We start from the raw sequence: 18,680 nt of genomic DNA on the forward strand, positions 1-18,680 counted from the left end.
CGAGAAGGTCGCTCGTCTGCACCTGGACGCGCTGGGCGTGAAGCTGACCAAGCTGACCAAGGAACAGGCCGCCTACATCGGCGTCGACGTCGAGGGCCCCTACAAGCCCGAGCACTACCGCTACTGAGCAACCAGCCGTGAGCCTCCTGGTCTCCCACCACTCCCGGGAGGCTCACGGCTGGCCGTGTCCCGCGCAGGCGTAGCGGTGGAAGGTCATGCCGCAATCAAAACGCCTGTGCTCCAAGAAGTTCAGCGGCACCCGGGCTCTCGATGGGAAGATCCGGGTGCCGCTGCCCACCAGCACCGGCGCGGTGTAGACCTGGACCTCGTCCACCAAACCCGCGTCCAGCGCCTGGCCGCCCAGCACCGCGCCACCGATCAGCAGGTCCTCCGCGCAGGACTCCTTGAGGCGCCGGACCGACTCGCGGTCGAACTCCCTCATCAACCTGGTCCGCGTCGTGGAGACACCGGCCAGGGTGCGCGAGAAGACGACCTTCTCCGCCTTGCGCCACAGGTGCGCGAAGTCCTCCATCAGCGGGCCCTCAGCGGTGAAATCCCCGGTTTCCCAAGCGATCATCTCCTCGTACATGCGTCGCCCGTAGAGGTAGGTGCCCGCATCGCGTTCCCGGTCGTTGATGAACGCGAACACCTCATCGCTGGGGACGGCCCAGTCGTAGCGCCCATCGGCGTCGTTCAGGTAGCCGTCGAGCGAACCGATCGCTGAGTAGATCAGCTTCGCCATGCGCACCTCCTCGTGCAGCCCGGTGGCCCATGGTGCCCGAAAACCGAGTTGATGCGCACCCGGCACCAGAGTTCGTCCTCGCGGGTTCCAGGGGCCTCCGGGACCTGCGAGAGAACCGCTCGGCGCGGTGGTACCTCCTGGTCGCCCAGCGCCGTCGGGAAGGAAGTCATCGCCGACCCTCCGACGACTGCCGAACTACCAAGCCGGGCCTGGCACGGGCTCAGCTAGTGCGCCGGACGTGCGGTGTGCGCGGTCGAGCCGCGCACGAGCAGCTCGCTGGGGAAGCAGTCCCTGCGGGTCGGGAGGTCGCGGTCGCCGATGCGCTCCAGCAGCCGCGAGACCGCTGCGCGGGCCATCTCCGCGATCGGCTGGCGGACCGTGGTGATGTCGTAGGAGTCCCAGGCGGTCATCGCGATGTCGTCGTAGCCGATCACCCACACGTCCTCCGGGACCCGGCGGCCCAGCGATACCGCGCCGTCCACGGCTCCCAGCGCGGTCAGGTCGTTGGCGCAGAACACCGCCGTCGGCGGGTCGGCCCGGTCCAGCAGGTCGCGCATCGACGAGCGGGCGATGTCGTGCGCGAAACCGCCTGGCGCGCTGAGGCGTTCGTCCAACGGGTGACCGAGCTCGGCGAGGCGTTCGCGGAATCCGTGCTCGCGGTGCCGGGCGGTGCTCGGCAGTTCGGGCCCGCGCAGGAAGCCGATGCGGGTGTGGCCGGTGGCCACCAGGTAGTCGGCGACCGCCCGTCCACCCGCGGCGTTGTCGGTGGTGACCTGGTCGCAGTCGAGCTCGTCGAGACCGCGGTGCAGCAGCACGATCGGCTCGGCGCGGGAGACCGCGTCGCACAGCGCCGGGGTCGCCTCGGTCACGGTGGTGAAAATCAGCCCGTCCACCGTTCCCTCGTCGAGGGATTCCAGGGCGCCCGAACCGTCCGGGCCGTTCCACAGCACCATGCGCTGCCCGGCCGCGTCGAGAGCCTCGGCCACGGCTTCCAGCAGCTGCGGGTAGAAGGGGTTGGTGATGTCAGCGACGACGACGCCGACCGTCGCGGTGCGGCGGGTGCGCATCGTGCGCGCGGCGGCGTGCGGCCGGTAGCCGGCCTCCCGCATCGCCGCCAGCACGCGTTCCCGGGTCTGCGGGGCGACCTTGCCGTTGTCCTGCAGGACGCGGGAGACGGTCATCTGCGACACGCCTGCCAGCCGTGCCACGTCCCGGCTGGTGACCACCGGGCACCTCCTTGGGGATCTGCATCGAGGAAGGCCATCCTACGGGGTTTACGTAAACATCCGCGCGCTCTATGGTTGATGTGTACGTAAACATCAGGAGGTGCTCATGACGTTCGCTCTGAAGAGGGCCGAGCAGACCTCGGTCGCCACCACGACCTCGCTGCCCGACGTGCAGGAGAAGGTCGCCGCGATCATCGCCGACATCCGCGCGCGCGGTGACGAGGCGGTGCGCGAGCACTCGGCCCGCTTCGACAAGTGGGAGCCGGAGGCGTTCCGCCTCTCCCGGGCGCAGATCAGCGAGATCATGGCCAGGGTGCCCGAGCAGGTGATCGCCGACATCGAATTCGTCCAGCAGCAGGTGCGCGGTTTCGCCGAGAAGCAGCTGGAATCGATGCGGGAGATCGAGGTCGAGACCCTGCCGGGCGTGCACCTGGGGCACAAGCACATCCCGGTCGCGGCGGCCGGTGCCTACGTGCCGGGCGGCCGCTACCCGCTGCTGGCCTCGGCGCACATGACGATCCTGACCGCCAAGGCCGCCGGGGTGCCGCGGGTCATCGCCTGCACGCCGCCGATCCGCGGCGAGGTTCCCGACGCGACGGTCGCCGCGATGCACCTGGCCGGCGCCGACGAGATCTACCTGCTCGGCGGGGTGCAGGCCGTGGTCAGCATGGCGCTGGGCACCGAGACCATCGAGCCGGTCGACATGCTCGCCGGGCCGGGCAACGCCTTCGTCGCCGAAGCCAAGCGGCAGCTCTACGGCGAGATCGGCATCGACTTGTTCGCCGGACCGACGGAGGTGCTCGTCGTCGCCGACGACAGCGCCGACCCGTTCGTGGTCGCCGTCGACCTGCTCAGCCAGGCCGAGCACGGACCCGATTCGCCCGCGGTGCTGATCACCACCTCGGAATCCCTGGGGCGCGAGGTCATCGAGCACATCGACGCGCTGCTGCCGGAGATGCCCACCCGCGACAACGCCGAGCCGGCCTGGCGCGACCACGGCGAGGTGCACGTCGTCGCCGACCTCGACGAGGCCTATCGGATGGCCGACACCTACGCCAGCGAGCACGTGCAGATCCTCACCGAACAGCCCCGCGAAGCCCTGCAGAAGATGCGCAACTACGGCGCGCTGTTCCTGGGGGAGGGGACCTGCGTGTCCTACGGCGACAAGGTGATCGGTACCAACCACGTGCTCCCGACGCGAGGGGCTGCCCGCTACACCGGTGGTCTGTGGGTCGGGAAGTACCTCAAAACCGTCACCTACCAGGAGGTCACCGACCCGGCGGCCAGCGCGCACCTCGGCGAGGTCTGCGGCCGGGCGGCGCGGGTCGAGCTCTTCGAGGGTCACGCCCGCTCCGGGGACGTGCGAGCTGCCAAGCACGGAACGGCCGACCTCCCATGGGCGCCGAACGCCCTGTCCCGTCCCTGAACGCGAAACCGAAAGGCACACCGACGATGTCGGTCAACGCAACGACGCGTGCCCCCAGCCAGTCCGCGTCGCGCGCGCTCGTCTCCAACATCATCGAGTGGTGTGTTCACGGTGTTCATCCTGATCTGCATCGAGCACCTGGGGTTGGCCGAGCAGGCGGGCGCCACCGTCGAGGCCGGGAACGGGCCCTCGCGCATGATCGGCTGCGAAGGTCAGCGGCACGCCGTCGGCCGGACGGCGCGGCTGGAGAGGAGCGGACGGTCTCCGGCTGAAGTCCGCATCGCGGTTACCGCGGTCGGCTCAACGCGAATGGGCTGGGCTGCGCCTTGCTCTGGCGGCCGGGTTTGGGCAAGCTTGAGCCCGCACAACGGGCGGTCGGGGGCCTGGCGGGACAAGCCGGGTATGCGTCCGAGACGAATGATGCGGACGCCCTGTGGAGGCCGGAGAAATGCTCACCCCTGATGACGTGCGGAATGTCGTCTTCGGCCGGGCTTGGCGCAAAGAACGCGGATACGACGAGGCCGAGGTCGATCGCTTCCTCGGGCGGGTCGAGGCGACGCTGCGCGGCAAGCAGCTGGTGACCGCTCGTGACGCGCTGACCGCGAAGTTCAACCCGCGCCGGCGCGGCGGTCGCGCCTACAAGAAGGCCCAGGTCGACGAGTTCCTGGACAAGGTCGCGCTGACGCTGATGAAGCTCGAAGTGCGCGCCGACGAGCGTCGCAAGTCCCGCCCGGCGGAGGAACCCGGCCCGGTGCGCAAGCCCGTCGAGAACCGCGAGGAGCCCGCTGGAGAACCGCTGCCGAAGCGCCCCGCGCCCGAACCGGCCCCGGACGTCGGAGCCGCTGCCGCGGCGACGCCGTCCGAGCAGTTCCGCGGTCTGCAGCCGGCGACCTCGCAGAACTCCGCGTTGGACAAGGCCGAGGTCGACGCCTTCATGGACCGGGTCCAGGCCACGCTGCGGGGCATCGATCACCTCACGCCCACCGACGTGCTCAACGCCCAGTTCAACCCGCCCGCTCCGGGAATGCCGGGCTACGACGAGGCGGGCGTGCTCGCGTTCCTGGAGCTGGTGTCCTCGAGCATCCGCAACATCAACCGCCACACCGGCACCAACATGCGCCCGGTGACGACCACGAGCGCCAACATGCACCCGGTGACCGCGAGTGGAACGCACATGCGTCCGGTGGTCCCCACGGGCACCAACCTTCCCCCGATCGCCGCCCAGACCGGCGCGTTCCCGATGCACGTCGGGGACGACCGGCCGGCACGGCAGCGGATGATCGATCCCCGGACGCCGCCGCCCGCCGAGGCGGTGAAACCACCGGTGCGCGATTCCTCGGTCCGGTAGCGTTACCGGCCGTGAACGGCGATCGCGCGAAGAAGCTGCGGCGGCACTGGGACAAGTCCGCGCCCTCCTACGACGGCGTCATGGCCCGCTTCGACCGCCACCTGGCCGGCGACAGCAGGCAGTGGGTCTGTTCCCGCGTTCGCGGTGAGGTGCTCGAAGTCGCGGTCGGGACCGGTCTGAACCTGCCGTTCTACCCGGCGGGCACGCCCCTGACCGGGATCGAGTGGAGTCCCGCGATGCTGCGGCTGGCTCGGCAACGCCGCGACGCGCTCGGCCTCGACGTCGAACTGCGGGAGGGCGACGCGCGCTCGTTGCAGCTCCCCGACTGCGCGTTCGACACCGTGGTGTGCACGTTCTCCCTGTGCGCCATCCCCGACCACGAGCAGGCGATCGCCGAGATGCACCGGGTCTTGCGGCCCGGCGGGCGGCTGCTGCTCGCCGATCACGTCGTGAGCACCGCGTGGCCGGTTCGGCTGATCCAGCGCGCCGCCGAGGTGGTGACGGTGCCGACGGGCGGCGAGCACTTCCGCCGCCGCCCCTCGCAGCACCTCCGCGCCGCGGGGTTCGAGGTGCAGGAGTCCGAGCGCTTCAAGCTCGGAATCATCGAGCGCCTCGTCGCGGCCAAGCGCGCCTGAGTCAGCTCGACGCGATCGCCTTGATCACCGCTTCCTGGAAGGCGGGCAGGTCATCGGGATTGCGGCTGGTCACCAGGTTGCCGTCGACGACGACCTGCTGGTCGGTGACCTCGCCTCCCGCGTTGCGGATGTCGGTGCGGATGCTGGGGAACGACGTCAGCTGCCGTCCCTTCACCACATCGGCCTCGACCAGCGTCCACGGGCCGTGGCAGATGGCGCCCACGGGTTTGCCCGCGTTGACGAAGTCGCGCACGAACGCCACCGCGGTCCCGTCGCGGCGCAGCTGATCGGGGTTGATGGTGCCGCCCGGCAGCACGAGCGCGTCGTAGTCGGTCACCGAGACCCGGGCGACCTCGTGGTCGACCGGGAAGCGGTCGCCCTTGTCGATGTCGCCGTTCATCGCCTGGATCTCCCCGGCGTGCGGTGACACCACCTCGACCTGCCCGCCCGCGCGTTCGATCGCGTCGCGCGGGCCCTCCAGCTCGACCTGCTCGACGCCGTCGGTGGCCAGGATGGCGACCTTGCGGCCGCTGAGTTCGTCAGCCATGGTTGAACCTCCGTTCACGGGTACCGCTCGATGAGGTACCCGCGAGCGGAGGTGTCCCAAACGCGTCCACTGAGGACGGCGTCAGCCGGCGATCTCCGCCTTCCACGCCTTCTTCTGCTCGTCGGTGGCGAAGCAGGCGTCGAACGAGTTGCGCGCCAGCGTCTTCAGCTGCTCGTCGGTGAGGCCGAGCTCGCTGCGCAGGGCCGCGAAGTTGTCGTCGACGTAGCCGCCGAAGTACGCCGGGTCGTCGCTGTTGACGCAGGCCAGCAGGCCCGCGTCCAGCATCGCCGGAAGCACGTGGTCGGAGAGCTTGTCGACGGTCCGCAAGGCCACGTTCGACAGCGGGCAGACCGTCAGCGGGATCTGCTCGTCGCGCAGCCGCGCCACCAGCTCCGCGTCCTCCATCGCGCGGATGCCGTGGTCGATGCGCTCGACGCCGAGGACGTCCAGCGCGTCGCGCACGTAGTCCGGTCCGCCCTCCTCGCCGGCGTGGGCGACGCGGTGCAAGCCCTCGGCCGCCGCGCGCTGGTAGACCTCGGCGAACGGTGCCGGCGGGTGCCCGACCTCGGCGGAGTCCAGGCCCACGCCGATGAAGCGCTCCCGGTAGGGCAGCGCCAGCCGCAGCGTGTCGGCTGCTGCCTCGGGTCCCAGGTCGCGCAGGAAGCACAGGATGAGGTCGGTGGACACCGGGGAGTCGCGCAGCGCTCCGGTGATGCCCTCGAACACCGCGCCGATCGGCACGTCGTTGTTGAGATGCACCTGCGGGTCGAAGAAGATCTCCGCCCGCCGCACCCCGGCACGGTCCGCTCGCGCCAGGTAGGCGCTGGTGAGGTCGTAGAAGTCCTGATCGGTGCGCAGCACCGGCAGGTTCGCGTAGTACAGGTCCAGGAACGACTGCAGATCGCTGAAGTCGTACTTCGCCCGGAGCTCGTCGAGATCGCTGGTCGGCAGCGCGATCCCGTTGCGCTGGGCCAGCTCGACCAGCATCTCCGGTTCGAGCGTCCCCTCGATGTGAATGTGCAGTTCCGCAGTCGGCAACATGTGAATTCCTCCCCGGCACAAACCTACCGGGGCTCGTCGGCGCCGAGCGGTGCGGCCGGGGGAGCGGGTTCGCCGACGATCTCGGTGCAGGTCAGCCCGTCGGAGGCGGCCGGGACCCCGGTGAGGTCGCGCGCATCGCGCTGGCCGAGGGCGCTGCAGGGCACGAACCGGGCGCCCACCAGCAGCGGGCGGCGGATCTCGCCCAGCGCGCCGTAGGCCAGCACGTTCGCTGCGGGTCCGGTGTCGAGCTCGATGCGCTCGGGACCGTGCAACCGCACCAGCCGGTAGCGCTCGCCGCGCCCCTCGCACTCGTCGAGGACCCGCCGCTGCTCGGCGGTGGCCAGCCACACCGCGTGGTGCTCAACGACGCCGGGAGCCGAGACGAGCACGGCCGGCCGCTGGCCGTCGCGAGCGCGCACCCCCGAGGCCCACACCGCGGACAGGCCCGTGCAGGTGGCGCTGAGGACCACGACCGGGCCTCGGAGGCCGAGCTCGGAACGCAACCAGGTGATCTTGCTCGGGCAGGCGTTGGAGCCGTAGGCCAGCACCGGCCACCGGGCCGACAGCGGCTCGGCGCCCGCGCCGGTCAGGAACTCGTCCAGGCAGCCCGCGCCCACCCGCCAGCCCGAGGGCAGCGAGGCGTCAGGCGTCAGGCACCAACCGGTTCCGTCCAGGTGCAGGTAGGAGTGGGCGGGACGTGCACCGGGGTAGGGATCGGCGGGGAACTCCTCGTCGCGGAACGTCGCGGCGCCCAAGGTGTTGACCACGGTCACCGCTCCAACATGCCCACCACGGACGGGTTCGCGCAAGCCGATCGGGCATCTAGGGTGCCGGGCACGCTGCCGTTCCTCGAGGAGGACGATGATGGTTGAGACAGTGCGCGGACAGGTACGAGCCGATCAGCTGGGCACGGTGCTCATGCACGAGCACGTCTTCGTGCTGAACGAGGAGATCCGCCGCAACTACCCCGAGTTCTGGGACGAGGAGGAGCGGGTCGCCGACGCGGTCGAGCGCCTGCGCGAGTTGGCCTCGCGCGGTGTCGACACCATCGTCGACCCGACGGTGATCGGGCTCGGCCGTGACGTCGAGCGCGTCGCGCGCATCAACGCCGAGGTCGACCTCAACATCATCACCGCCACCGGCCTCTACACCTACGACTCGGTGCCGTTCTTCTTCCGCCTGCACGGCCCCGGGACGCCGCTCGGCGGCGACGAGATGATGGTGCGGATGTTCGTCAAGGACATCACCGAGGGCATCGCGGGCACCGGCATCAAGGCCGCGTTCCTCAAGTGCGCCATCGAGGAGGAGCTGACCCCGGGCGTGGAACGCGTGCTCAACGCCGTCGCCGAGGCGCACCGGAGGACCGGTGCGCCGATCATGGTGCACACCAGTCCCGCCCACCGCACCGGCCTCGTCGCGCAGGAGGTGTTGCGGCGCAACGGGGTCGACCTCGGCAGGGTCGTCATCGGGCACAGCGGGGACACCACCGACACCGACTACCTGCGGGAGCTCATCGACAACGGTTCCTACATCGGCATGGACCGCTTCGGGATGGACGTCCTGCTTCCCACCGACGAGCGGGTGGCCACCATCGCCGAGCTCGCGGAGGGCGGACTGGCCGATCGGATGGTGCTGGCCCACGACGCGTCCTGCCACATCGACTGGTTCCCGTCGGGCGTGGCCGAGCAGGCCATGCCGGACTGGCACTACACGCACATCCACGATGTGGTGCTCCCGGCGCTGCGCGAAGCGGGCGTCACCGACGAGCAGCTGACGAGCATGCTGGTGGACAACCCGCGCCGCTACTTCGACTGAGCCCGCGGGCGTTTACAAACCTGATGCCCTGACCTACTTTCGGATCGAGATCGTTCCGCAAGGGGGGCAGATGAGCAGTCGCAGCGACCTGCCTGCGCGCCGGAGGGCGGCGATCGCCGGTCTCGGCATGACCGACATGGGCAAAGTCTACGGCCGCAGCGCGCAGCAGTTCGCCGCCGAGGCGGTTCGCCGGGCCGTGGCCGATGCCGGGCTGCGGCTCGGCGACGTCGACGGCCTGCTGGTCTCGGCGGGCCTGGCGGGCGGTGTCGACCTGAGCCTCCAGAACGACCTCGGGCTGGAGGACCTCCGGCTGCTCAGCCAGATGCAGTCGTTCGGCTCCACCGCCGGAGCGATGGTCCAGCACGCGACGATGGCCGTCGAGGCGGGCATGGCCGACACCGTGGTCTGCGTGTTCGCCGACGCCCCGCTGCGCGAGGGGACCTCGACCGGTGCGGCGTACGCCGCCGACCGGTACTCGCCGAAGGGCTGGGGCGGGATGGTCGCCAGCAGCGGGTTCATCGGCCCCAACTCGTTCTACGCGCTGGCCGCGCGCCGACACATGCAGGCGTACGGCACCACCAGCAAGCAGCTCGGCGAGATCGCGGTGGCGCAGCGCAAGTGGGCCGCGATGAACCCGCTGGCCCGGTTCCGCGAGCCGGTGGACATCGCAGACCACCAGGAGTCCCGGCTGGTCGCCGAGCCCTTCCACCTGCTGGACTGCTGCCTGGTGTCCAACGGCGGAATCGCGGTCGTCGTGACCCGCGGAGACCGCGCCGCGTCGCTGGCCCAGCCACCGGTGTCGGTGCTGGGCTGGGCCCAAGCCCACCCCGGCGGCTCGCTGCGCCGCGATGACGACCTGGGGCTCGTCAGCGGTGCGGCCCGAGCGGGCCCGCAGGCGCTGCGGATGGCCGGGGTGTCGCTGGCCGACATCGACATCGCCGAGCTCTACGACTGCTACACGTTCACGGTCCTGCTGACCCTCGAGGACTACGGCTTCTGCGCCAAGGGCGAGGGCGGCGAGTTCGTCTCGACCCCCGGCGTTCTCGGTCCCGGCGGATCACTGCCGGTCAACACAGGAGGCGGGCAGCTGTCCTCCTACTACATGTGGGGCATGACGCCGCTGTCGGAGGCGATCATCCAAGCCCGCGGTCAGGCGGGCGCCCGCCAGGTCCCCGACCACGAGCTGGTGCTGGTGTCGGGCAACGGCGGCATCTTCTCCCACCACAGCACGCTGGTGCTGTCCGCCTGAAAGGACTCCATGGCCCTCGTCCCGGTCGCCCGAGACCACGCCAGCGCGGAATTCTTCGACGGAACCCGCATAGGTGAACTCCGCCTGCCCCGCCGCCGCGACACCGGCGAATACCTGAGCCCGCACACCCCGATCGCCCCGGGCGACGACGTCGAGCAGGTCGCGGCGTGCGGAACCGGCCGCGTGGTGACCTGGAGCGCGGTGCACCACAAGCTCCCCGACGGCGGCGCGTTCCGGCTCGTCGTCGGCATCGTCGAACTCGACGAAGGTCCCTGGTGGTGGACCCGGCTCGCTGAGGTCGACCCCGATGCCGACCTCAGCGACCTTCGCGTCCAGGTCGCCTTCGAACCCTCGGGCCCGGAACCGGAGCACGAGGCCATCCCGTACTTCCGCCCGGAGAGGAGTTGACGGTTCCCACCATCGGACGCATGACAGCCCATCCCCTGCGACCGGCACTGGGCGATCCGCGCAGTCGGTGGAAGGCCCGTGATGCCATCGGAGTCGCTTGGCGCCCGTGCTCCCCGGGTGCTGCTCTCCCACGACCCACCGCGTGTCGGCGACGACGGTCCGGCCCCGGCTGCTCGGCAGGACCTCGCGCCGCGACCACGGTTCGGTCGCGGCGCGCACCCCTGTCCTCGCCGGGCCGGACGTCGCGGATCCGCCAGCTCAGCTGCTGATCCCCCACAGCATCGCGGCCGCCCGGCGATCTCGGGCGGAACCGCCGCGTCCTCGCAACCGCCAACCGTCGCCCGACGGCTCGGACGACACGCGTCCGAGCGCGGTCAGCCCGCGGCGGCGTCGATCGAGGCCATCGCGCGGCGCAGTTGTCTTCGAGAGCCTCAGGCGCCCCGAGGGCATTGGGTTGGATGCTGGTGAGATCGTCAGCCCCTCGACACCCTCTCATCGGTGGGAGTTCCGGGCTCGAGATGGCTGATGTGCCATCGCCGATGCCGCGCGATGGTCCGTTCGCGGGAGATCCGACTCGGTCCCAGGTCGTCCACAATGGACAACCCGACCCGATCGCGCGTTGCACCGTGCGAGTGACTAACGTGCGGGGGCAGGAGTGCTGGGGAGGCGCGTTGTGATCGGGATCGAGGACGTCGAAGCCGCTGCGCGGGTCATCGAAGGGCACGTGGTGCGCACACCGACGGTGACCAGTCCGGGGCTGTCCGAGCTGCTCGGCGCACCGGTGACCGCGAAGCTGGAGCTGTTGCAGCGCACCGGGTCGTTCAAGGCTCGCGGCGCGGTGGCCAAGCTGCTGTCGCTGACCGAAGCCGAGCGCGCGGCCGGAGTGGTCGCGGTCAGCGGCGGCAACCACGGCATCGGCCTGGCGGTGATGGCCGGTGCCCTGCACGTCAAGGCGACCGTCGTGATGCCGCGCTCAGCGCCGAAGCGGGCCGTGGAGGTCGCCGAGTCCGCCGGGGCGGCGGTCCACCTGGCCGACGACATGGCAGGTGCGTTCGCGCTCACCGAGCAGCTCCGGGCCGAGGGCAGCACGCTGGTGCACCCCTTCGACGATCCCGCGGTGATCGCCGCGCAGGGCACGGTCGGGCTGGAATTGGCCGAGGACGCCGGTGAACTCACCGACGTGCTCGTCAGCATCGGCGGTGGCGGCCTGATCTCGGGCGTGGTCACCGCGCTGCGCGCGGAGCGCCCCGACGTGCGGATCTGGGGCGTGGAAACCGAGGGGGCCGAGGCGATGACGGCCGCGCTGGCGGCTGGCGGCCCGGTGGCCGTCGAGCTTTCGTCGATCGTGTCGACCCTCAGCGCGCCGGCTGTCTCCGAACTGACCTACCGGCACGTTCGCGAGTTGGTCGAAGACGTCCTGGTGGTGCCTGATTCCGAAGCGGTGCAGGGCGTCCTGGACCTCGCCGGGCACGCGAAGCTGTGGGCCGAACCGGCCGCCGGGTGCCTGCTCCCGGCCGCCCGTCGGATCCTCGCCGAGCGCGGCGACGTCAAGCTCGGCCTCGTCGTCTGCGGCGGCAACGCCACCCCGGCCGATGTCATGGCCTGGGCCGACCGCTTCCGGGGCTGAACGCGCAGCGCCCAGCCCCGGTGCCGGTCACTCCGAGCGGTTGATCACGCGCGCCGAAGTCTGGTCGCGGGCCAGCAGCAGGATCTGGTCGACGTTGACGTGCGGGGGACGGGTCGCCACCCACGAGACCGTCTCGGCGACGTCCTCGGCGGTGAGCGGGTTGGTGCCCTGGTAGACGGCGTCGGCCTTCTCCTGGTCTCCGCGGAAGCGGACCAGGCTGAAGTCCGTCTGGACCAGGCCGGGGTCGATCTCGCACACCCGAATCGGCTCGCCGAACATCTCCAGCCGCAGCACTCGGGTCAGCGCCGCGACCGCGTGCTTGGCCGCGTTGTAGCCGCCGCCTGTGGCGTAGGGCTCGCGGCCCGCGACCGATCCGATGTTGATGACCTGCCCGTCACCGGACTCCAGCAGCTTCGGCAGCAGCGCGCGGGTCACCCGCAGGGTGCCCATCACGTTGGTCTCGTACATCCACTGCCAGTCCTCGTCCTTGGCCTCCAGGATGGTCTCGGAGCCGACCGCCCCGCCCGCGTTGTTCACCAGCAGGTCGCAACGCTCGACGGCGTCGGTGAACGCGTCGACCGAGGACTGGTCGGTGACGTCGAGCTCCAGCGCCCGGCCCCCGGTGGAGTCGGCGACTTCCTGCAACCGGTCCAGCCGGCGCGCACCGAGCACCACCTCGAAGCCGGCCTGGGCCAGGGCCCTGGCGCTGGCGGCACCGATCCCGCTGCTGGCCCCGGTGACCACCGCTACCGGCGTTGGCTTGCCCATCGAAACTCCTCCTCGAACCTCAGCCGTCATCGCTCAACCTAACTCGCGGAGGAAGATCGGGTCGCTCGTGGTGACCGCGGAGGTGGGAGGGCACGATCACTGGCCGTCGGGACCTTGCTTCGGGCGGGCGCGGAGGTGGGCTCGTTCGCCCTGCTTGCCGAACAAGCTCAGGAACTCCACGGCCTGGTCGTCGGCGGCGCCGAACCAGTGCGGGACCCGGGTGTCGAACTCGGCGGCCTCGCCGGGGGAGAGCACCACGTCGTGCTCGCCGAGCACCATGCGCAGACGTCCGTTGAGGACGTAGAGCCACTCGTAGCCCTCGTGGGTCTGGGGCTCGGGCTCGTTGCGGCCGCTCCCGGCCGGGAGGACCAGCTTGTACGCCTGGATGCCGCCCGCTCGCCGGGTCAGCGGCAGCATCGTCAGGCCGCCCCGCTTGACCGGCCGCATGTGCACCCGCGGGTCGCCGGTGGGTGGGGCGTCGACGAGCTCGTCGAGCGTGACCCCGTGCGCCTTGGCCAGCGGAAGCAGCAGTTCGAGGGTCGGTTTGCGCGAGCCGGACTCCAGTCTCGACAGGGTGCTCACCGAGATCCCGGTGGCGTTCGAGAGGTCCGCGAGGGTGGTCTCCCGCTGCCGTCTCAGCGCCCGCAACCTCGGTCCGACGGCGTCCAGCGCTCGCCCGAATTCCGCGTCCACGCCTCAACCTTGCCACTGCGGCAAGCGGGATTGCCACCGGGCTCACCCGGGCGCACCAGCGCTCAGCCGTTGTTGCGGTAGATCTCGTCGTAGCGGGAGGCCCGCTGGGCGCGGGCTTCGGCGTGCGCGGCTTCGCGCGTCGCCCGGCCGGTGCCGATGGGGTAGCCGTGCTTGTGCAGCCGGTACTCGCAGGTGTGCTCCATGTAGGACAGCGAGTACCACAGCGCGAGCATGACGCCGCCGAGCACCGACATCGCCCGGATCCAGAGCGGGCCCGGGAGCAGCAGGAACAGCAGCCCGGGAGAGATCTGGACGAGGCTGCGCGCAGTGTGCCGCAACACCCAGGTCCGGCAGGTGACGTCGTGGAGCACCCACGCGCGATGCCGTGCGGGCAGGCGGCCGCCGAAGGCGTACCAGGTCCACCGCAACGGATCGGGTCGCACGAGTCTGGCTTCGGGGTGTTGGCTCACACCCAATACTTAGCACACCAACTATTAGCGCGTAGTGCAAGGTGAGTAAGCTGACCCCGTGCAGACTCCCGACCTGGGTGAGGACCCGCTCGCCCTCGACCGCCAGGTGTGCTTCGCGCTGTCGGTCGCCTCCCGCAACGTCATCTCGCTGTACCGGCCGCTGCTGGCGCCGATGAACCTCACGCACCCGCAGTACCTGGTGATGCTGGCGCTGTGGGAGCGTTCGCCGCGCTCGGTGACCGATCTCTGCGACGTCCTGCACGCCGACGCGGCCACGCTGTCCCCGCTGCTCAAGCGTCTGGAATCGGTGGGTTACGTGCTGCGGACCCGCAGCCGCAGCGATGAGCGCAGGCTGGAAGTCGCGCTGACCGAGGAAGGCACGCGGCTGCGGGCTGATGCCGAGAAGATCCCGTACGAGATCGTCGAGACCCTGGGCGTGGAGCTCTCCGAGCTCGAAGAGCTCCACGCGGCCTTGACCAAGGTCATCTCGGCCAGCCGTCGGGCCCTGGACGCCAGGTGACGATCACTGCCGGAACGGACCGGAGATCTCGTAGGTGTAGCCGTCGAAGCTGCTGCCGGACGGGCCGCGCTGCGAGGAGAAGTACAGCCGGTCACCCGCGGGGTTGAACGCCACGCCGCACAGCTCGGACTCGTCCTGGCCGACCACTCGCAGGAACGGCGCCACCACGTCGTCGGGAGTGATGATGCAGATCTCCATGTTCCCGCCGTCCTCGGCGACGTAGAGGTCTCCGGTCGTGGTCCCGGTGATGTTGTCGACGCCGGTCAGCGGACCGTCCTGGGTGAGGTCGTCGTCGTAGGCGATGGTGAGCGCGTTGGCCACCGCGTCGTAGGCCCAGACCCGGTTGTCGCCCTTGGTGGTGAAGAAGCAGGTGCCGTTGCGGTAGTAGGCGCCCTCGCCGCCGTCGAAGACGCGCGCGGTGTCGACCTGGTGGCGGGTGCGGACCGTGGCGCCCGTCGGGTCCGGAACGTCGACCCAGGTCAGCGCGCCGTCAGCCTCGGCGAGCACCTGCAGCGTTCCGGCCGACATGTCGCCCCAGGTGGTCGGAACGAAGCGGTAGAAGTTGCCGTCGGACTCGTCCTCGGTCAGGTAGACGACCTCGCGGTCCGGGTCGGCGGCAGCGGCCTCGTGCTTGAACCGGCCCATCGGGTCGCGGCGGACCGCCTCGCCGCCCCACGGGTCGGTCTCGAAGACGTAGCCGCGGTCGGTCTCTTCGCAGGACAGCCAGGTGTTCCACGGGGTCGCTCCACCTGAGCAGTTCTGCGTCGTGCCGGTCAGGATCGGGTAGGCGCCGGTGATGGTCGCCGCGGCGTCGAAGCGCAGCGCGCTGACGCCACCGGCGCCCAGCGGGAGCTCGGAGTTGGACACGTAGATCCAGCCGTCGCCGTCGGCGAAGCAGGCGCCGCCGTCCGGTGCTCCGTGCCAGGTGTGGCCGGTTCCGCTGACGGTGTCGCCGGTGTGGGCGAGCACCCGGCTGGTGAAGTTCGCGGGCAGTTCGAGTCCGTTGGCGTCGGCGGCCTGCAGCGGGCCGTACGGGCTGGGGCCGGTCTGCGCCGGGTAGGCGATGGCCTCGCGGGTCACGCTGAAGCCGAGCGCGACAGCGGCGCCGCCGGTCACGGCGGCGCGCAGGAAGGTGCGACGATCCACGGTTTTCCTCCGGGCGGTGGGAGTGCGTTGTGCTCGGGTCCCGCGACGGTAGATCGGCGTGCGTGGACTGATCACCGCGAGAAGGATGAACAGTGCGTGCAGGGCGCGGTAACGGGCGGTTCCGCTTCACCGTCCACAGAGGAATCGACTGCGATATGGAGCTCGGACGAGGAGTTCGGCTAAGCGAAGGGGAACACCGGCATCCGGCGTTCGAGGAACGCGCCGACGCCCTCGGCGGTCTCGCCGGTGGTCACCGCGACGTCGTGCCAGTGCTCGGCCCGCTCGGTCAGCGGCGCGCCGCGTCCGGCCAGGTCCACCAGCTCCTTGGCGGCGCGCACGCTCAGCTGGGAACGGCCCGCGATGGTCCCGGCCAGCTCGGCCACCCGCTCCGCAGGGTCGGCGACGACCTCGTCGACCAGTCGCATGGCCAGCGCGCGCGGCGCGCTGAAGAGATCCGCTGAGAACAGCAGCAACTTCGCCGCCGACGGTCCGACCAGCTCGGTCAGCCGGGCGATGCTCGAAGGCGGGTACACCACGCCGAGCTTGGCCGGCGTGATGCCGAAAACGGCGGATTCGGCGGCGACGCGCAAATCGCAGGACGCCGCCAGCTGGCAGCCGCCACCGATGCAGAGGCCGTTGATCAGCGCGATCGTCGGCAGCGGGCACTCCAGCAGCGCCCGCTCCGCCGGTTCGGTGACGCTCCCTCCGGGGCCTTCGATCTCGTGCAGCTCGGAGATGTCGGCACCGGCGCAGAACGCGTCTCCGGCACCCGTGAGCACCACGACCCGAACCTCCGGGTCGGCGGTGGCCTCGGCGAGCAGTACGGGCAGCCGTCGCCACATGGCGGCGTTCATCGCGTTGCGCTTGCCGGCGTTGTCGATCGTGATCCGGGCCACGGTCTGATCGACTCCCAGTCGCAGCTCCCCGTTGCTCATGCCACCTCCGCGCCGTTGCCGCCTGCTGCCGGCGGATCGTATCCGCAGATCGTCACGTGACCCCGGGATCGTGGCGGGGCTAACGGCAGCGCGGTCCTCACCTGATCGGGATCGGTCGGGGCTCGGGGCTAGCCTGGCCGTCGGCCGTGCGAAGAACGTGAAAACCAGTGAGGATCTCCGGAGATGTTCACGCGGAAGGATGGCGCACAGGATGGATGAGGAGACCCGCAGCCGGTTGGTGGAGATGCGTTCGCTGGCGGAGGAGCTGCACCCGGAGACGATCGAGGCCGAGATCGGCCGCGCCCGGGTGGAGGCGTACCAGGCGGGGATCAAGTTCGCCGCGGACTTCATCGAGCACGGTCCCAAGGAGCGCAGCCGGCCGGACACCGACATCCCGATGCCGCGCCGGTAGTGCCGAGGCCCGCATCGCCGCTGGGTTCGCCTCGCCGATGTGACCGCGAGTAGAGTGCCTGGCTGCGGTGCGGGTACGGGGTGAAGGTGGGTGCGGCAGAGATGGTCACGGGCAAGGTCGTCCGGTTCGACGAAGTGCGCGGATACGGTTTCGTGGCACCCGACGGCGGTGGCGAGGACGTCTTCATCCACGTCAACGACCTGACCTTCGACAAGCGGCTGGTCGCCCCCGGTGTGGTCGTCGAGTTCGACCTCGAGGACAGCGATCGAGGCCCCAAGGCCTCCAACGTCCACATCCTGCGCCAGTCGTCCCCGCCCGGCGAGCAGCCGCCGGAGGAGGAGCTCTTCGACGTGCTCTCGGCGAAGGAGTTCCACGAGACCGTCACCGAAGCGCTGCTGACCTCCGCGCCGACGATGACCGCCGAGCAGGTCCTGCAAGTCCGCCAGAAGCTCACCCAGATCGCCGTCCGCCACGGCTGGGTCGACGCCTGAACCGCTCTGCGCGGCGAGTGCGCCCACCTCAACGGCATGGCTGATCGCGCGACCTGACCGAGTCAGACGGCACGGCCCGACGGGCGGTCATGGCCGCTTCGGCGCAACCTGGGACGGACCCGTCCTGGTCGAGCCGGAGGTGGTCGGCGGTGCGAGCGGTACGCGTGCACGAGTACGAGCAGAAGCCTGTCGTCGAATCGGTCCCGGACCCCGAGGTCACCGGTCCCTGGGACGTGCTGGTGGAGGTCAACGCCGCCGGGGTGTGCCGAACCGACCTGCACATCATCGAAGGCCAGTGGCAGGACAAGAGCGGCGTCGCGCTGCCCTACGTCATCGGCCACGAGAACGCCGGAACGGTCCGCGAGGTCGGCTCCGCCGTCAGCAACACCGCTCCCGGTGACCGCGTCATCCTGCACCCGCTGGTGACCTGCGGGCTCTGCCGAGCATGCCGCTCCGGCGACGACGTGCACTGCGCGAACTCCAGCTTCCCCGGCATCAACGCCGACGGCGGCATGGCCGAGCTGATGCTGACCAACGCCCGCTCGGTGGTGCGCCTCGACGACGGTCTGGAACCCGCGGACGTCGCGGCGCTGGCCGATGCCGGGCTCACGGCTTACCACGCGGTGCGCAAGGCCGTGCCGCTGCTGCACGCTGGCACCCACGTGATCCTCATCGGCGCAGGCGGCCTCGGCCACATCGGTCTGCAGTCGTTGCTGGCCATGACGCCCACCGAGATCACCGTCATCGACCGGTCGCAGGAGGCGCTGGACCTCGCGACGCAGCTGGGAGCCCACCACGCCGTGCTCGCCGACGGCTCGCAGGTGGACACCGCGCTGGAGATCACCGGAGGTCAGGGCGCCCACGTGGTGCTGGACTTCGTCGGTGAAGGCGGTACCGAGTCCGATGGCGTCGCGCTGACCAGGCAGGCGGGCTCGTACTTCGTCATCGGCTACGGCGGGAGGGTCGACGTCCCGACAATCGACGTGATCTCCCGCGAGATCAACGTGATCGGCAACCTCGTCGGCTCCTACAACGACCTCGACGAGCTGATGGCGCTGACCGCGCGGGGCCAGGTTTCGCTGCGCACCCGCAAGTACGGGCTGGACGAGGCGCTCGACGCGCTCGCCGATCTCGAGGCCGGCCGCATTCCCGGCGGTCGAGCGATCCTCGTGCCATAGGAA

General features: G+C 70.4%; 22 protein-coding genes. 12 read left to right on the forward strand and 10 right to left on the reverse strand.

Going from position 1 to position 18,680, the window contains the following annotated elements:
* The coding region (locus tag E1161_RS17580; protein ID WP_132624608.1) for an adenosylhomocysteinase at positions 1 to 127 on the forward strand (127 nt) is incomplete at its 5' end.
* A 45-nt stretch (positions 128 to 172) separates the two neighbouring features.
* On the opposite strand, the gene E1161_RS17585 is transcribed toward E1161_RS17580, so the two are convergent.
* Positions 173 to 742 (reverse strand): dihydrofolate reductase family protein, encoded by a 570-nt coding sequence (locus E1161_RS17585; protein ID WP_132624610.1) that lies wholly within the window; start codon positions 740 to 742, stop codon positions 173 to 175.
* Positions 743 to 966: 224 nt separating this feature from the next.
* Positions 967 to 1,968, reverse strand: a complete 1,002-nt coding sequence (locus E1161_RS17590; RefSeq protein WP_132624612.1) for a LacI family DNA-binding transcriptional regulator — start codon at positions 1,966 to 1,968, stop codon at positions 967 to 969.
* 106 nt (positions 1,969 to 2,074) lie between these two features.
* Between E1161_RS17590 and hisD the strand changes: the two genes are divergently transcribed.
* The 3 genes from hisD to E1161_RS17605 all read left to right on the forward strand — a co-directional run bounded on the left by hisD (position 2,075) and on the right by E1161_RS17605 (position 5,377).
* The gene (gene hisD / locus E1161_RS17595) at positions 2,075 to 3,394 is read left to right on the forward strand and encodes a histidinol dehydrogenase (protein WP_132624614.1); all 1,320 of its coding nucleotides are present in this window, start codon (positions 2,075 to 2,077) and stop codon (positions 3,392 to 3,394) included.
* Between the two features lie 448 nt (positions 3,395 to 3,842).
* On the forward strand, positions 3,843 to 4,742 hold the full coding sequence (locus tag E1161_RS17600) for a DivIVA domain-containing protein (protein ID WP_132624616.1): 900 nt from the start codon (positions 3,843 to 3,845) through the stop codon (positions 4,740 to 4,742).
* A gap of 11 nt (positions 4,743 to 4,753) precedes the next feature.
* Positions 4,754 to 5,377, forward strand: a complete 624-nt coding sequence (locus tag E1161_RS17605; RefSeq protein ID WP_235875106.1) for a class I SAM-dependent methyltransferase — start codon at positions 4,754 to 4,756, stop codon at positions 5,375 to 5,377.
* A gap of 1 nt (position 5,378) precedes the next feature.
* Here E1161_RS17605 and E1161_RS17610 read toward each other — a convergent pair whose 3' ends face one another.
* The 3 genes from E1161_RS17610 to E1161_RS17620 all read right to left on the reverse strand — a co-directional run bounded on the left by E1161_RS17610 (position 5,379) and on the right by E1161_RS17620 (position 7,738).
* A complete protein-coding gene (locus tag E1161_RS17610) occupies positions 5,379 to 5,924 on the reverse strand; it encodes a type 1 glutamine amidotransferase domain-containing protein (RefSeq protein ID WP_132624618.1) in 546 nt (181 codons plus the stop codon).
* An 81-nt stretch (positions 5,925 to 6,005) separates the two neighbouring features.
* Positions 6,006 to 6,965 (reverse strand): adenosine deaminase, encoded by a 960-nt coding sequence (locus E1161_RS17615; RefSeq protein ID WP_132624620.1) that lies wholly within the window; start codon positions 6,963 to 6,965, stop codon positions 6,006 to 6,008.
* Positions 6,966 to 6,988: 23 nt separating this feature from the next.
* Entirely contained in the window at positions 6,989 to 7,738 is a 750-nt protein-coding gene (locus E1161_RS17620) for a hypothetical protein (RefSeq protein WP_132624622.1), read from the reverse strand.
* A 91-nt stretch (positions 7,739 to 7,829) separates the two neighbouring features.
* On the opposite strand from E1161_RS17620, the gene E1161_RS17625 reads away from it, so the two are divergent.
* The 4 genes from E1161_RS17625 to E1161_RS17640 all read left to right on the forward strand — a co-directional run bounded on the left by E1161_RS17625 (position 7,830) and on the right by E1161_RS17640 (position 12,064).
* A complete protein-coding gene (locus tag E1161_RS17625) occupies positions 7,830 to 8,780 on the forward strand; it encodes a phosphotriesterase family protein (protein WP_207920285.1) in 951 nt (316 codons plus the stop codon).
* A gap of 70 nt (positions 8,781 to 8,850) precedes the next feature.
* Entirely contained in the window at positions 8,851 to 10,029 is a 1,179-nt protein-coding gene (locus tag E1161_RS17630) for a thiolase family protein (RefSeq protein WP_132624626.1), read from the forward strand.
* Between the two features lie 9 nt (positions 10,030 to 10,038).
* A complete protein-coding gene (locus E1161_RS17635) occupies positions 10,039 to 10,437 on the forward strand; it encodes a Zn-ribbon domain-containing OB-fold protein (protein ID WP_132624628.1) in 399 nt (132 codons plus the stop codon).
* 673 nt (positions 10,438 to 11,110) lie between these two features.
* Positions 11,111 to 12,064 carry a pyridoxal-phosphate dependent enzyme gene (locus tag E1161_RS17640; protein WP_132624630.1) on the forward strand — a complete coding sequence of 318 codons (954 nt, stop codon included), beginning with the start codon at positions 11,111 to 11,113 and terminating at the stop codon, positions 12,062 to 12,064.
* Positions 12,065 to 12,091: 27 nt separating this feature from the next.
* Here the strand turns inward: E1161_RS17640 and E1161_RS17645 are convergent, their stop codons facing one another.
* The 3 genes from E1161_RS17645 to E1161_RS17655 form a co-directional block, all read right to left on the reverse strand.
* The gene (locus tag E1161_RS17645) at positions 12,092 to 12,832 is read right to left on the reverse strand and encodes an SDR family NAD(P)-dependent oxidoreductase (RefSeq protein ID WP_132624632.1); all 741 of its coding nucleotides are present in this window, start codon (positions 12,830 to 12,832) and stop codon (positions 12,092 to 12,094) included.
* Positions 12,833 to 12,928: 96 nt separating this feature from the next.
* Positions 12,929 to 13,525: a helix-turn-helix domain-containing protein gene (locus tag E1161_RS17650; RefSeq protein WP_132624634.1), complete on the reverse strand. Its 597-nt coding sequence runs from the start codon at positions 13,523 to 13,525 to the stop codon at positions 12,929 to 12,931.
* Between the two features lie 62 nt (positions 13,526 to 13,587).
* On the reverse strand, positions 13,588 to 13,968 hold the full coding sequence (locus E1161_RS17655) for a DUF5313 family protein (protein WP_235875107.1): 381 nt from the start codon (positions 13,966 to 13,968) through the stop codon (positions 13,588 to 13,590).
* Between the two features lie 85 nt (positions 13,969 to 14,053).
* Between E1161_RS17655 and E1161_RS17660 the strand changes: the two genes are divergently transcribed.
* Entirely contained in the window at positions 14,054 to 14,515 is a 462-nt protein-coding gene (locus E1161_RS17660; RefSeq protein WP_132624638.1) for a MarR family winged helix-turn-helix transcriptional regulator, read from the forward strand.
* A gap of 3 nt (positions 14,516 to 14,518) precedes the next feature.
* On the opposite strand, the gene E1161_RS17665 is transcribed toward E1161_RS17660, so the two are convergent.
* Together E1161_RS17665 and E1161_RS17670 are read right to left on the reverse strand one after the other, a co-directional pair.
* Positions 14,519 to 15,661: an alkaline phosphatase PhoX gene (locus tag E1161_RS17665; RefSeq protein ID WP_132624640.1), complete on the reverse strand. Its 1,143-nt coding sequence runs from the start codon at positions 15,659 to 15,661 to the stop codon at positions 14,519 to 14,521.
* Between the two features lie 179 nt (positions 15,662 to 15,840).
* The gene (locus E1161_RS17670) at positions 15,841 to 16,596 is read right to left on the reverse strand and encodes an enoyl-CoA hydratase/isomerase family protein (RefSeq protein ID WP_132624641.1); all 756 of its coding nucleotides are present in this window, start codon (positions 16,594 to 16,596) and stop codon (positions 15,841 to 15,843) included.
* 211 nt (positions 16,597 to 16,807) lie between these two features.
* Here E1161_RS17670 and E1161_RS17675 point away from each other — a divergent pair, with 211 nt between their 5' ends.
* The 3 genes from E1161_RS17675 to E1161_RS17685 all read left to right on the forward strand — a co-directional run bounded on the left by E1161_RS17675 (position 16,808) and on the right by E1161_RS17685 (position 18,677).
* The gene (locus tag E1161_RS17675) at positions 16,808 to 17,008 is read left to right on the forward strand and encodes a hypothetical protein (protein WP_132624643.1); all 201 of its coding nucleotides are present in this window, start codon (positions 16,808 to 16,810) and stop codon (positions 17,006 to 17,008) included.
* Positions 17,009 to 17,094: 86 nt separating this feature from the next.
* Complete coding sequence (locus E1161_RS17680; protein ID WP_328591283.1) at positions 17,095 to 17,499, forward strand: cold-shock protein; 405 nt, start codon at positions 17,095 to 17,097, stop codon at positions 17,497 to 17,499.
* A 149-nt stretch (positions 17,500 to 17,648) separates the two neighbouring features.
* Positions 17,649 to 18,677, forward strand: a complete 1,029-nt coding sequence (locus E1161_RS17685; protein ID WP_132624645.1) for an NAD(P)-dependent alcohol dehydrogenase — start codon at positions 17,649 to 17,651, stop codon at positions 18,675 to 18,677.
* Positions 18,678 to 18,680 lie beyond the last annotated feature (3 nt).

This window comes from Saccharopolyspora aridisoli (assembly GCF_004348445.1).
In the GTDB taxonomy this organism is placed as follows: Bacteria; Actinomycetota; Actinomycetes; order Mycobacteriales; family Pseudonocardiaceae; genus Saccharopolyspora; species Saccharopolyspora aridisoli.

Coding starts and splice junctions, on each gene's coding strand:
- E1161_RS17625 (WP_207920285.1), top strand. CDS start 7,830: ATGGTTGAGACAGTGCGCGGACAGGTACGAGCCGATCAGCTGGGCACG.
- E1161_RS17585 (WP_132624610.1), bottom strand. CDS start 742: ATGGCGAAGCTGATCTACTCAGCGATCGGTTCGCTCGACGGCTACCTG.
- E1161_RS17610 (WP_132624618.1), bottom strand. CDS start 5,924: ATGGCTGACGAACTCAGCGGCCGCAAGGTCGCCATCCTGGCCACCGAC.
- E1161_RS17635 (WP_132624628.1), top strand. CDS start 10,039: ATGGCCCTCGTCCCGGTCGCCCGAGACCACGCCAGCGCGGAATTCTTC.
- E1161_RS17645 (WP_132624632.1), bottom strand. CDS start 12,832: ATGGGCAAGCCAACGCCGGTAGCGGTGGTCACCGGGGCCAGCAGCGGG.
- E1161_RS17630 (WP_132624626.1), top strand. CDS start 8,851: ATGAGCAGTCGCAGCGACCTGCCTGCGCGCCGGAGGGCGGCGATCGCC.
- hisD (WP_132624614.1), top strand. CDS start 2,075: ATGACGTTCGCTCTGAAGAGGGCCGAGCAGACCTCGGTCGCCACCACG.
- E1161_RS17675 (WP_132624643.1), top strand. CDS start 16,808: ATGGATGAGGAGACCCGCAGCCGGTTGGTGGAGATGCGTTCGCTGGCG.
- E1161_RS17670 (WP_132624641.1), bottom strand. CDS start 16,596: ATGAGCAACGGGGAGCTGCGACTGGGAGTCGATCAGACCGTGGCCCGG.
- E1161_RS17615 (WP_132624620.1), bottom strand. CDS start 6,965: ATGTTGCCGACTGCGGAACTGCACATTCACATCGAGGGGACGCTCGAA.
- E1161_RS17600 (WP_132624616.1), top strand. CDS start 3,843: ATGCTCACCCCTGATGACGTGCGGAATGTCGTCTTCGGCCGGGCTTGG.